The organism is Aquirufa ecclesiirivi, assembly GCF_011250515.1.
GTDB classification, from domain to species: domain Bacteria; phylum Bacteroidota; class Bacteroidia; order Cytophagales; family Spirosomataceae; genus Aquirufa; species Aquirufa ecclesiirivi.
The window spans coordinates 151224-163771 of the sequence record NZ_JAANOP010000002.1 but is presented as its reverse complement, the minus strand read 5'-3'; the positions used below and the strand labels follow the sequence as shown (position 1 = coordinate 163771).

Here is a 12548-nt window from a genome sequence, read left to right as displayed (position 1 = left end):
ATACCATGTATTGGATCGCATTCATTTCATTTATTTTGATGAACTACAAGGTAGCATCTAAGATTTCTAATAAAAACTTAGAGGAGATCCTGATTATTGGATTTACCATATATACCAGTAGTATCATTTTAACAGGGTATGGATTATCGGCTTTAGATTTATGGAATAGCCGTATTTTATGGGCAATTGTTCCCTTTTTCATTACTTCTTTAATCTATTACTTTTTTCAAAGACCGGTATTTGCCTTTGAAATGGAACATATTTCTGCCTTTAAAGTCATTGGTCATGCTATTCAAACAACCCATCAAACTTATGTAAAATTAACAGGTGTAGAACGCTTTATATTTGCCTGCTTATTTTGGTCATTTTTAGTTGTTTGCGCCCTTCAAATTACCCTTGTATTTAATAGCCCCCCCAATGAATGGGATAGTATGACTGGGCATTTAAATCGGGTCATTTACTTCCTCAAACAAGGGTCGATGTCGCACTTTATTGGGACAAATTGGAATATTGATACATATCCGAGAAGTTTTTGTTCCCTTCAGGTATATCCTTTTTTAATGAGCGGATACAATGAATATCTATTTAAACTCCCCAATATTGGATCTTATTGGATCATATCCTTTGGTATTTATGGAATTTTAAAAAACCTTGGGGTTAAATTTAAAACGCGCTTATTTTTAAGTATGCTTTTTTTGTTTCTGCCCAATGTCTTGATGCAATCCATTACTACGGAAACAGATATTGTATTAGCAGCTTACCTTTGTTCCATTGTTTATTATTTGGTTGCTTATAGAAAACAGGAGAAAACAATATACTTGTATTTAGCAGGATTAACGTTCGGTTTAGCTCTTAGCCATAAAATCACTTTTGTTTTCTCTTTTATACCTCTGCTCATTTTATATGCATATTGTTTTTTACCTGTCATTCAGAAAAAAGCATTTTTTGTATTTAAGCATGTAATCATTGCCCATCTACTAGGAATCGTTTTGTTTGTAGCTGCTACTGGCTATATTTCCAATTTTATTCATTATGGACACCCGATCGGGCCACCTACTGCCACGCAGCATCAATCCGTAGAAAGAGCAGGAAGTTTAGGGAATTTATTTGTTCAAGGAAGTAGAAATGTTGTCAGGTATGGTTTTGATTTGTTCAATTTGGATGGATTAAGAAATATTATGGTGGTCGAAAAGTTGAATCACATGATGAAAACCCCATTTAGGGTTATTGATCAAGGACTGCACTTGGGTTTAGAGCGAGTTACAGAATTCACCATCATTCCCTTTACTTTTGATAAACGCTTTGAGTTTTATAATGGAAGTCCTATCTATGGTAGTATTTTCATATTCATAATACTACCTAGTATTCTGATGTTTATAAGAAGGCCAAATTGGACACAAGGCTTGTTTTTGTTAGCCTTTGCTATCCACTTTGCAACATTAGCTTTTACTGCAGCTTATGACCCTTGGAAAGGACGGTATATGATTAGCTCAGCCATTTATCTATTTCCTCTTTTGGGCTATATGGCAAGTTATATTTTTGAGAGAAAACATACTTGGTCCGTAAATTTGATTTTTGGAATGGTAGTCGTTATTATCAGTCTTTCTGCCATTTTTACACTAGGACTAAACATTCGAGCCTTACCATTTACGGCATATGGGAAAAAATCAATTTTGGAACTAGACCGAATTAGCGCATTAACCATAAATCGACCTGACATAACAAAAGCGTATCAAAATTTCGAGAAATTAGTGCCTAATAATGCCATTGTAGCTTTAGGGACAATCAATGATGACTTTGAATACCCATTGTGGGGAGAAAAATTTAGTAGAAAATTAATACCACTAAATCCATTTGAACAAGGGATTCAAGCAATTCCTGCTAAAGCAGACTATTTATTTTTCAGTAAACAGGTATTTAAACCACAACAAGGTGATGTAAGATTAGGTACAGATACCACACTAGTAGAAGGAGTGTTGGTTCGAGGGGAAGATTATTATTTAAGAAAACTTCATTAGGTCTTTTGTTTCTTTTTTTTCGCAGAAGGGAACAAAATATTATTCAGTATTAAACGATATCCAGGAGAATTTTTGTGAAGGCTTAAATCAGTATGTTCTTCATTGACAAAATGCTGGTAATCTTCTGGATCATGACCTCCTAAAAAGGCAAAAAAGCCTTTTCCTACTTGACCATATAGGTATTTCACTTCTTTCAAACTTTCATTTTCTGCTAAGATTGTTACCTCTGATTTAACATTGGCACTAGCAAATCCTGTGGTTTGTCCCATAAAACCATGTATTACTTGTTGGTGATTTTGGGTCAACATACAAGGAATCATATCTGATTTAGCCGAAAACTCATTTAATTCAAAAAAGTCATTTTCTTCAGCTATTGGCCTTTGGGTATAATTGGGAGCTGAATCAATGGTCGAGAATTCATTGACTCGGTAATTTAGAATCAAGGAAAAATCTTTGAAGGCAACGGTATTATTAAAATTTAAATGATCGGCACTAATATTGGACGAGGTAGCGTCACCATCGTAAAAGGCAGGTACAGCATCCATTCCAAGGGTGGATAATGCGATATCAAAAGTATCGGTAGCTGTACACATCGCAAATAAATATCCTCCGCCTAACATAAAATCTTTAATCATGGCAGCCACTTTACCTTTCATTTGAGACACTTTGGTAAAACCATTTTTCTTGGCCATTTGTTGATCTTCCTGTAATTGCAATTGATACCACACTTGATCTTTTTGAGTATACATTTTACCCATTTGGCCCGTGAAATCTTCGTGATGTAAATGTACCCAGTCATATTTGGCTAAATTTCCGTCGAGAACTTCTTGATCATAAATAGTTTCAAATGGAATTTCGGCATAAGTTAGAGCTAAAGAAACGGCATCATCCCAAGGAGAGGCTGATTTAGGAGAATAAAGTGCAATCTTGGGGACTTTCTGCAAAGTAGCCTGTTCCATATTAGAACTTTCAGAATTGACTTCCGCTAAAATTTGAGAAGCGGATTGATCTGAAATAATTTGATATGAAATTCCTTTACTTAAAAGATCTTTGGAAAACATGGGAGAATATTCCATGAGAAAAGATCCACCTTTATAATTCAAAAGCCATGATACTTTGGCATCTTCACCTTGCAAAACTTTATAGGTAAATCCATAGGCTTTTAGATGGTTCGTTTGGCTATCATCCATGGGAATCAATAGCTTATTCGCTAGTATTGAGCTGAATGTAGAACAAAAAATGATTAATGGAAGAATAAGCCCTTTCATTGGTTTCTTAAGAAGTAATTTATCTAATAAATTGCAAGGTAAAATTTAAACGGTAGGAGAACAACATGAATCTTAAGGAAAACGTATTTGAAGGACTAAGATCGATCAAAGGAAATTTACTAAGAACGATATTAACGGCCTTAATCATTTCACTTGGAATTACTTCTTTAGTTGGAATTTTAACCGCCATTGACGGTATTCAAAGCTCGGTAGATAATTCTTTCTCAGGTTTAGGAGCTAATTCTTTTGATATTCGAAATAGACCGGCCATGCAAATTAGGAGAGAGGGACAGAGAGAAAAAAGATTTAAAAATATTGATTATAGGCAGGCCATCAAATACAAAGCCCTATTTAGCGCCAAGGGGAAAGTTTCCTTAAAAACCAATGTGAATTTCAATGCCATTGCCAAAAATGGCTCTAAAAAAACGAATCCTAATACCCGTTTAGTGGGTATTGATGATAATTTCATGGAATTGAAAGGTTATAAAGTAGGTATGGGCAGAAATTTTTCGAATCAAGAATTTCAACATGCTAACAATGTTTGCCTCTTAGGTGTAGATGTCATTGATCAACTGTATGAAAAACAAAATCCAGTTAATTCTGAAATTATAGTCGCCGGCCAAAAATTGAAAGTAGTCGGTATTTTAGAGAAAAAAGGTAGTATGATGGGTGGGGGAGATGACCGTGTGATCATGGTTCCATTAGAAACTGGTCGAAAAATGGCTGTGGGTAGAAGTTTAACCTATGATATTACCACATCTTCTACGAAAGTGACGAATTTGGATGATTTTATGGAAGAAGCTAGAGGTGCTATGCGCAGAGTGCGGATGGATCCCATAGGGTCTGAAGATTCTTTTTCCATCGATCGTTCGGATTCTATCGCCAAAAGCTTTGAAAACATCACCTCTTCCTTGAGAATCGGTGGATTTGTGATTGGATTTATCACCTTGCTAGGTGCCGCTATTGCGCTAATGAATATCATGATGGTTTCGGTAACCGAAAGAACCAGAGAAATTGGTATTCGTAAATCATTAGGAGCAACTCCTTTTAGAATATTACAACAATTTTTGATCGAAGCCATTGTTATTTGTTTATTAGGCGGAATTGGAGGGATTGTTTTAGCAATTCCCATCGGAAATTTAATTGCTCAGGGAATAAGTTCAGGTAGTGCCAGCTTTATTATCCCTTGGGTTTGGATGATAACGGGTATCATTGTTTGTATTTTAGTTGGCTTATTTTCAGGAATTTACCCCGCATTTAAAGCTTCTAAATTAGACCCTGTAGATGCTCTACGCTACGAATAATTAAGAAATTATTAAAAAGGTACTTGATTAATCGAAGGATTTGAAGTACTTTTGTGACGCAATTAAGAATTGCCCAGATGGCGGAATTGGTAGACGCGCTGGTCTCAAACACCCGTGGGTGCAAGCCCGTGCCGGTTCGACTCCGGCTCTGGGTACAAGCCTCCTGAAATTCAGGAGGCTTTTACTTTTTTAAGCAGGTAAGAAATTTTTCCAGTTGGCATATGCCTCTGCCGTTTCATCCGCATATTTTACATCTGGTTCAATCGTTCTTTTAATCTTTAGTTTAGCAACCGCCTCTTTCGGAGAATTGAAATAACTAATACCAATTCCCGCACCTAAAGCTGCGCCCATAGCACCATCAGATTCCATCAAATCCACGGCAATTTGAGCTGCATTGACTATACTTTGACTAAAAACAGGACTTAAATACATATTAGCCAAACCTGCCTTAAGTCGTTGAGGGGTAATTCCCACTTTATCCAACAATTCAATGCCATAGACTAGAGAAAAGGCGATACCTTCTTGAACTGATCGACAAATCTCGGCAGATTGATGGCGATTTAAATCCAATTGCTGGAAACTAGCTCCAATAACTCGATTTTGGAATATTCTTTCAGCGCCATTCCCAAAAGGCATAACAATTAATCCTTTAGAGCCTATTTCAGCTTGATAGGCTAAATCATTCATTTGCTGGTATGAACTGTTTGGAAAGAAATTTTGCTTCAACCAGCGGTTCATAATTCCGGTTCCATTGATACACATTAAAACTCCAATTCTTCTGAGGGATTCTTGATAGTTCACATGAGCAAAGGAATTCACACGATTACCTTGGTCAAATTTCAACTCATTACTCACCCCATAGACTACTCCAGAAGTACCAGCAGTAGTTGCAATTTCACCTGGTTCTAAAACCCCAAGTGATAAGGCATTATTGGGCTGATCACCTGCTTTATAAGTTACTTTTACAAATTCATTAAAGCCCAGGCTTTTAGCCATTTCTGGCAAAATTTGACCATGATCAGAAAATACGGGTTGAATGGTGGGAAATAAATCTGGAGAAAAACCAAAATAGGTAAGTAATTCCGTTGAAATTCGATTTTGCTTGAAATCCCAGAATATTCCTTCAGATAATGAAGAAGGAGTACAAGTGAGCTTACCTGTTAATTGAGCTCCAATGTAATCACCAGGCAAAACAACGTGCTTTATTTTTTCGAATATATCTGGTTGATTTTCTTTTACCCAGGCCAATTTTGCAGCAGTAAAATTACCAGGAGAATTGAGTAAATGTGTTTGACAATAGGTCTCTCCAAGCGCTAAAGCAGCTTTTTCGCCTAAACTTCCTGCTCGAGAATCACACCAAATAATGGATGGTCTTAGCACTTTTAAATTTTCATCCAATACGACCAAACCATGCATTTGGTATGAAATTCCAATAGCATGAATATCCAAAGGATTGTAAGCCCCTGAAGAATTTCCCTTCAAAATAGCTTGTTGAGTACAAAACCACCAATGAGCAGGATCTTGCTCAGCAAAGCCTGGTTGAGGTGAATAAATTTCATTTTCTGTCTCTGGATAAGAGCAAGAAAAAAGAACTGTTTGCTTAGCAGCATCAACAATACTAACTTTAATCGAAGATGTGCCTACATCAATTCCACACAGTAGCATAAAAAGTTATTTAAATGTTAGAGATTCAAATTAATCACCACCAAGTTACAAGTCATTTTGCTTTAAACCATATACATTTTCAAGTAAAAGCAGGTGAAATATTTGCTCTCATCGGAAAAAGTGGCTCTGGCAAGAGTACTATCGCCAATATCGTTGTTGGACAAACCATTCAACCTGAAGCTTCTATCTTAGTTAATGGCAAAGAATTAAACACCCAAATGGATCGTTTGATTAAAGTATTTAAAGAAGTTGGCTATGTTCCACAAAACCTGCACCTGATGCCTCACCATACAGTCGAGGAATACCTTCGTCGATTAGGTCAAAAAATGACAGCCAAAGATTTGGAAAAATTCATTCAGAAAAATTTAATCCGTTTTCGGCTAAAATCAGTTAAAAACACCAAAATACAGCATCTTTCTGGAGGGGAACGACAAAAATTAGCCTTATTGGAAGCTATTAGTAAACCAATTGAAATATTGGTATTGGATGAACCATTTAGTCAGTTGGATACCGAACAAAAATTGGAATTTTCAGAAATATTTAAGCAAGTAGTGGAGGAAGAGAAGATACCTTGCCTGCTAATTAGCCATGATTTGGTGGATATATTAAGTTTAAGTCAGCAAGTTGGCATTTTACACCAAGGGAAATTAATTTTCCAAGGAGATTGGAATCATTTCAAAAAATCAAAAAACAAGCATGTGGTAACATTGCAACAAGCAATGTTGATTTGGAAAGAAAAAATTGATGCGCTATTTAAAGTTTGAATAGGCCTTCAATGCACGAGCATTTTGATTGGTAATTTCAATTAATTCAGCTAAACTAATCTCTCGATAATCTGCCAACTTTTGAGCTATTAAACCTAAGTAAGCAGGGGAGTTAGGTTTTCCTCGATAAGGTACAGGACTTAAATAAGGAGCATCAGTTTCTAATACTAAATTAGCTAAAGGGACAAGTTGAATATCCTGATGTAAATTGGCATTTTTATAGGTTAAAACACCTCCAATTCCCAATGTATAACCTAAATCTACTAAGGTATTTGCCTCTCGAGCATCGCCAGAGAAACAGTGAATAATTCCTGTTAAGTCTTTAAATTCCTTCTTTTTTAGAATGGCTAACAAATCAGCATAGGCTTTTCTACAATGTACATCAATCCACAAATGATGTTCTAATGCCCAATGACATTGAGTTTCAAAAGCAGCAATTTGTTGATCTCTAAAACTTACATCCCAATAATAATCGAGTCCAATTTCACCAATAGCCAATACTTTTTTGCTTTGCAACTCTCTTTGAAAAAAAGCTAGTTGCTGCTCATAATCTTCTTTTACATAGGTGGGATGTAAGCCAATCATGGGCTTGCAAAAAGAAGTATTTGATTGATATAAATTCCATAAAGAAGACCAAGATTCCTGATCACAATTAGGCAACCAAACCTCTTCAATGCCTGCTTGCTTCATTTCAGCATAAGCAGCATCCCATTGCTGGGTAAAATGTTCATCATATAAATGAGCGTGAGTATCAATCATAAGGCGGATAATTGGAAGCCATTGTCGCGACAATAAGCTAAAAATTCAGGCAAAATAATTTTTAAATGAGGATAGGCTTTTTGACTATCATGAAAAACAATGATAGAACCAGATTGAATATTTTTCAGGCAATTTTTAGTAATAGAGACATGAGACAAACTTGAATTATAATCACCTGTTAACAAAGTCCACATGTATATTGGTCCAAATTCAGCAACTTGATTAATAAGGGCTCGATTGACCCGTCCATAAGGAGGTCTAAAGCCAATACTTGAAATACCCATTTCTGAAAAAACTTCATCGCAAGCCATTTTATTAGCTAGATATGCTTCATGAGATACTTTCCAAGCATTGACATGATTCATCGTATGATTTCCTAAACTATGACCTGCTACATGTACTGTTTGGGCAAGATCTGGAAATGAGCGCATATTTTTTCCAATGCAAAAAAAAGTAGCTTTTGCCTGAAATTTATCTAACTCTTCTAAAACAAAATTGGTAATTTCAGGACTAGGTCCATCATCAAAAGTGAAATACACTTTATTTTCTGTTGCATCTGCTTTTTTCTCCCAAATCAAATTAGGGAGAATTGCAGGCACAAAAGAAGGTAAACGATGAATGAACATAGTATTCAGATCCAATATTCATGCAAATTACGAGTTCAGGTGCAGAAAAAATAATTTTAGGGATTGACCCAGGTACTCGCTTTTTGGGATATGGCTTATTAAAAATTGACAAAGCTAAAGTTACTGTCTTGCAATACGGTGTATTAAACCTGACAAAATACACCACTCAAGGTGCCAAATTTCTCAAGATACATGAACGAGTATTGGGTATTATTGAAGAATTCTTACCCGATGAAATAGCCATTGAATCTCCATTTTTCGGTAAAAATATTCAATCAATGTTGAAATTAGGTCGTGTTCAAGGCATGGTCATGTCACTGGCATTTTCCAAAGGCATTCCCATTGTGGAGTATGAACCCAAAAAAATCAAGCAATCTGTCACAGGAAATGGTAATGCGTCCAAAGAACAAGTAGCCAAAATGGTAGAAGTAATCGCCGGCATCAAGTTAGATTCAAAATTATTTGATGCCACTGATGCACTTGGCATAGCTATTTGCCATCATTTCCACCAAAATAATATTTCCTCCTCTGTCAAAGGAACTAAAAAAGGATGGGGAGCCTTTGTTTCAGAAAACCCAGAAAGAATTAAATAAGCTCTTTCCATTGAGCTTGTAATTCGTCCCAGGTACTAACTGGCGCTAAACAATGGTTTCCTACGCAAACTAAAAAATGTTTGTTCTCAGGCAAGTTCTCCACAGGAATCAAGGTCCGATTGATGTCGCGCATAGTATCCATCAATCCCTGATCCATCACATATGTAAGATCAAACTTGATCATCGCTTGAGGGTTTTCAAACCATTGAGAATATATACGTAACCAATTAGAAAAATAGGAGGGGTTGGATTGAGCCTTCGACATAACTGTTTCCAGCATTTGTTGAGCTCGCAAAGTACAATTGACTTGCGATTGAATTAATCCTATCCAAAGTAAAGCTTCACAAAGCATTGAATTTGAAGATGGACAAACCGAATCGGTGAATTCAACTTTATCTGCAATTAATTCATTATTCTTATTTTGAGCATAAAGGTATAAAGCAAAATTCGCTTCTTTGGATTCAAACAATTCGGAAGCCTTTTCAACAAGCTTACTGGCAATTTCCAAGTATTTTTTATCAAATGTTACTAAATACAATTGAATAAACGCAAGGGCAGTCGCCGCATAATCGTCTAAAAAACCTTCAATGGGATTTCCCGAAAAGGAGGCTTGATGCAAGCAAGACCCATCTACCTTCAATAAGTGCTTTTCAATGGCATCCGCTAAGTTCAATGCATCTTGTTTTATTTCAGCAGAATAAAGAGCTTGATAAGCTGCAACTAATCCAGCAAGTAGGTAAGCGTTCCACGCCAATATTTGCTTGATATCTGTTTCTGGCCTAATTCGAGTATTTCTTTCTGCTAAAAGTAGGCTTAATTCATCTTTAAATTTATAGTTTAAGCTGGCCTCTTTTTTAAACAAAATATTTCGGGCATCTTCCCAATTTCCATTGGGCAAAATACTGTAGGTACGGTAAAATTCGGGGTTTTCTAAGGAAGGTATAATTTCATTCACTTTCTCATAGGGCCAGGTATAAAATAAACCCTCAATCCCTTCGCTATCAGCATCTAAAGAAGCATAATAAAGGCCATTTTCAGCTTTTAATTCCGAATTTAAAAACTGAATCGTTTGAATGAGAACTTCCGAATAGAGAGGATTTTTGGTTCGAGTATATGCCGCAGCGTATACTTCCAACAATTGCCCATTATCGTATAGCATTTTTTCAAAATGTGGAGCAAACCATTCCGAATCAACTGAATAACGAGAAAAACCTCCTACCAATTGATCAAAAATCCCACCTTGAGCCATACGACTTAATTGAACATCAGATGCCTGAAATGATTGGATTTCTTTTCCCAATGTAGAGGGAATCGATTCCAAATACTTTAGTAAAGAAGGTAATGGGAACTTCGGAGCTTTATTCATCCCTCCAAATACAGGATCCATATTCCCCACAATAATCTTTAAACTTGTAGGAATGAAACTAGGACTCGATTCTATATCCATGATTTGAAAAAGGGAAGCTTTATCTGAGATTGAATTGGCAAATCCTTCCGCAGAAGCTTCCAATTCAGCACGATGTTCTACGAAGGCATTTTGTACTGAACTTAAGATATTCATCCATTTTACTTTCGGGAAATAGGTTCCCCCATAAAATGGTTTTTGTGAAGGCATTAAAAATACATTCAAAGGCCATCCTCCTGATAATCCCATTTGTTGGATTGCATCCATATAAATCATGTCCACATCGGGCCTTTCTTCTCGGTCAACCTTGATATTGATAAAATATTTATTCATCAAATCCGCTACTTCTTGGTTTTCAAAACATTCTTTTTCCATCACATGGCACCAATGACAAGCCGCATATCCAATACTAACCAATATTAATTTATCCTCATCTTTAGCTTGCTGCAATGCTTCTGGCCCCCAAGGTTGCCAGTGAACAGGATTATGCTGATGTTGTAATAAATAGGGGCTAACTTGATGCTGAAGCTGGTTCATTAAAAGATAGTATTTTTGTAAATTCGTACAAATTTACACGATGTTAGAACTAAAAGATTTTGTAGTCAGTCCAGAAATAGCTCATTCTCCTGAATTGCTTCGAGCCTTTCTTATTTCTGAATTAGGTACAAATCTATTAAATAGCTGCCAATATCGAATCGAGAAAAAATCGATTGATGCAAGAAGTCGACAAATAAAAGTCAATTTGCGCATTGGCTTTTATGAGAAGAACCACGATTTCTCTTTACAACATCTATCCAAATTAAAGCAGCTCCATCCTAATGCTAAACAGGTAATCATCGTTGGAAGCGGTCCAGCTGGTTTATTTGCGGCGATTCGACTCATTCAATTGGGTATTAAACCTATCGTTTTAGAAAGAGGAAAAGACGTACGCGAAAGAAGAAGAGATTTGGCTGCCATCAATCGTTTTAACATCGTTGATTCTGATAGTAACTATTGTTTTGGCGAAGGAGGAGCGGGAACCTATTCTGATGGAAAATTATATACTAGAAGTACCAAAAGAGGGGATATAAAATCTGTTTTAGAAACTTTTGTTGCGCATGGTGCAGATGCAAATATCTTGTTTGAAGCCCATCCACATATAGGAACCAATAAATTACCTGCCATCATAGCATCCATGCGAGATGCCATTATAGAGGCAGGAGGAGAGGTGCATTTCCATCAACGAGTTATTGATTTTATTGTTCAGAATAAGCAAATCAAAGGAGTAATTACTGCTCAAAATCAAGAATTTACGGCAGATAAGCTTCTTTTAGCGACAGGACATTCCGCACGTGATATTTTTGAATTATTAAGACAAAAAAACATTTTGATCGAGTCCAAAGGTTTTGCTATTGGTGTTCGAATTGAACATCGACAAGCCCTGATAGACACTTGTCAATATAAAACAAAACAAAGACCTGAATATTTACCACCTGCCAGTTTTAGTTTGGTAAGTCAGACTAAGTATCAAGGTATGCAAAGAGGCGTTTTCTCATTTTGCATGTGCCCTGGTGGTTTCATTGTTCCCTCTGCTACTAGCCAAAATCAGGTGGTGGTGAATGGTATGTCGCCTTCTCGACGAGATTCTCATTATGCGAATTCAGGTATAGTTGTTAGTTTATTGGAAAATGATTGGTCTGCTTTTAAATCTGAAGGAGCATTAGCGGGTATGTATTTGCAAGAATCTTTAGAGCAAAAAGCACATGCCTTATCTGGAGGAACGCAAAAGGCCATTTCACAATTAACTTTAGATTTTATCCAAAAGAAGACCAGCAAATCTTCTCATGAAACATCTTATGTTCCAGGCTTAATACCAGGAGAAATGCGGGATTTTTTACCCGATTTTATAGCGGAGCCATTAGCCTTAGGATTGAGCGACTTTAACAAAAAAATACCCAATTTTTCTACCAATATTGGTCAAATCATTGGTTTAGAAAGTAGAACATCTTCCCCAATAAAAATACCTAGAGATCAGGAGAGCCTAGAGCACCCAGAAATTAAAGGATTATATCCTTGTGGAGAAGGAGCGGGTTATGCTGGTGGAATTATGTCAGCGGCTTTGGATGGAATTCGATGCGCAGAAGCCATGTCTAAATAGAAAATTTTA

10 protein-coding genes and 1 tRNA gene are annotated in these 12548 nt (G+C 36.3%); 6 read left to right on the top strand and 5 right to left on the bottom strand.

Going from position 1 to position 12548, the window contains the following annotated elements:
* The first annotated feature begins 5 nt into the window (after positions 1–5).
* The gene (locus G9H65_RS03995; RefSeq protein WP_166374058.1) at positions 6–2018 is read left to right on the top strand and encodes a glycosyltransferase family 39 protein; all 2013 of its coding nucleotides are present in this window, start codon (positions 6–8) and stop codon (positions 2016–2018) included.
* Here the strand turns inward: G9H65_RS03995 and G9H65_RS03990 are convergent.
* Positions 2015–3286, bottom strand: a complete 1272-nt coding sequence (locus tag G9H65_RS03990) for an asparagine synthetase B (protein WP_166374057.1) — start codon at positions 3284–3286, stop codon at positions 2015–2017. The two genes, G9H65_RS03995 and G9H65_RS03990, sit on opposite strands and share 4 nt — an antisense overlap.
* 65 nt (positions 3287–3351) lie before the next feature.
* Between G9H65_RS03990 and G9H65_RS03985 the strand changes: the two genes are divergently transcribed.
* Both G9H65_RS03985 and G9H65_RS03980 read left to right on the top strand, forming a co-directional pair.
* Entirely contained in the window at positions 3352–4590 is a 1239-nt protein-coding gene (locus G9H65_RS03985) for an ABC transporter permease (protein WP_166374056.1), read from the top strand.
* Positions 4591–4661: 71 nt separating this feature from the next.
* Positions 4662–4745, top strand: a tRNA-Leu gene (locus G9H65_RS03980).
* Positions 4746–4779: 34 nt separating this feature from the next.
* On the opposite strand, the gene G9H65_RS03975 is transcribed toward G9H65_RS03980, so the two are convergent.
* Positions 4780–6255 carry a xylulokinase gene (locus G9H65_RS03975; RefSeq protein ID WP_166374055.1) on the bottom strand — a complete coding sequence of 492 codons (1476 nt, stop codon included), beginning with the start codon at positions 6253–6255 and terminating at the stop codon, positions 4780–4782.
* A 14-nt stretch (positions 6256–6269) separates the two neighbouring features.
* On the opposite strand from G9H65_RS03975, the gene G9H65_RS03970 reads away from it, so the two are divergent.
* Positions 6270–7019: an ATP-binding cassette domain-containing protein gene (locus tag G9H65_RS03970; RefSeq protein ID WP_166374054.1), complete on the top strand. Its 750-nt coding sequence runs from the start codon at positions 6270–6272 to the stop codon at positions 7017–7019.
* On the opposite strand, the gene G9H65_RS03965 is transcribed toward G9H65_RS03970, so the two are convergent.
* On the bottom strand, positions 7005–7778 hold the full coding sequence (locus G9H65_RS03965; protein WP_166374053.1) for a TatD family hydrolase: 774 nt from the start codon (positions 7776–7778) through the stop codon (positions 7005–7007). The genes G9H65_RS03970 and G9H65_RS03965 overlap by 15 nt on opposite strands.
* A complete protein-coding gene (locus tag G9H65_RS03960; RefSeq protein ID WP_166374052.1) occupies positions 7775–8404 on the bottom strand; it encodes a polysaccharide deacetylase family protein in 630 nt (209 codons plus the stop codon). Before G9H65_RS03960 ends, G9H65_RS03965 begins: the two co-directional genes overlap by 4 nt.
* Before the next feature lie 20 nt (positions 8405–8424).
* Between G9H65_RS03960 and ruvC the strand changes: the two genes are divergently transcribed.
* The gene (ruvC, locus tag G9H65_RS03955) at positions 8425–8997 is read left to right on the top strand and encodes a crossover junction endodeoxyribonuclease RuvC (protein WP_166374051.1); all 573 of its coding nucleotides are present in this window, start codon (positions 8425–8427) and stop codon (positions 8995–8997) included.
* Here ruvC and G9H65_RS03950 read toward each other — a convergent pair.
* Positions 8990–10939, bottom strand: coding sequence for a thioredoxin domain-containing protein (locus tag G9H65_RS03950; RefSeq protein ID WP_166374050.1), 1950 nt, complete (start codon positions 10937–10939; stop codon positions 8990–8992). The genes ruvC and G9H65_RS03950 overlap by 8 nt on opposite strands.
* A gap of 40 nt (positions 10940–10979) precedes the next feature.
* On the opposite strand from G9H65_RS03950, the gene G9H65_RS03945 reads away from it, so the two are divergent.
* Positions 10980–12539: an NAD(P)/FAD-dependent oxidoreductase gene (locus G9H65_RS03945; RefSeq protein WP_166374049.1), complete on the top strand. Its 1560-nt coding sequence runs from the start codon at positions 10980–10982 to the stop codon at positions 12537–12539.
* The last annotated feature ends 9 nt before the right edge of the window (positions 12540–12548 follow it).

Coding starts and splice junctions, on each gene's coding strand:
- G9H65_RS03995 (WP_166374058.1), top strand. CDS start 6: ATGTATTGGATCGCATTCATTTCATTTATTTTGATGAACTACAAGGTA.
- G9H65_RS03990 (WP_166374057.1), bottom strand. CDS start 3,286: ATGAAAGGGCTTATTCTTCCATTAATCATTTTTTGTTCTACATTCAGC.
- G9H65_RS03985 (WP_166374056.1), top strand. CDS start 3,352: ATGAATCTTAAGGAAAACGTATTTGAAGGACTAAGATCGATCAAAGGA.
- G9H65_RS03975 (WP_166374055.1), bottom strand. CDS start 6,255: ATGCTACTGTGTGGAATTGATGTAGGCACATCTTCGATTAAAGTTAGT.
- G9H65_RS03970 (WP_166374054.1), top strand. CDS start 6,270: ATGTTAGAGATTCAAATTAATCACCACCAAGTTACAAGTCATTTTGCT.
- G9H65_RS03965 (WP_166374053.1), bottom strand. CDS start 7,778: ATGATTGATACTCACGCTCATTTATATGATGAACATTTTACCCAGCAA.
- G9H65_RS03960 (WP_166374052.1), bottom strand. CDS start 8,404: ATGTTCATTCATCGTTTACCTTCTTTTGTGCCTGCAATTCTCCCTAAT.
- ruvC (WP_166374051.1), top strand. CDS start 8,425: ATGCAAATTACGAGTTCAGGTGCAGAAAAAATAATTTTAGGGATTGAC.
- G9H65_RS03950 (WP_166374050.1), bottom strand. CDS start 10,939: ATGAACCAGCTTCAGCATCAAGTTAGCCCCTATTTATTACAACATCAG.
- G9H65_RS03945 (WP_166374049.1), top strand. CDS start 10,980: ATGTTAGAACTAAAAGATTTTGTAGTCAGTCCAGAAATAGCTCATTCT.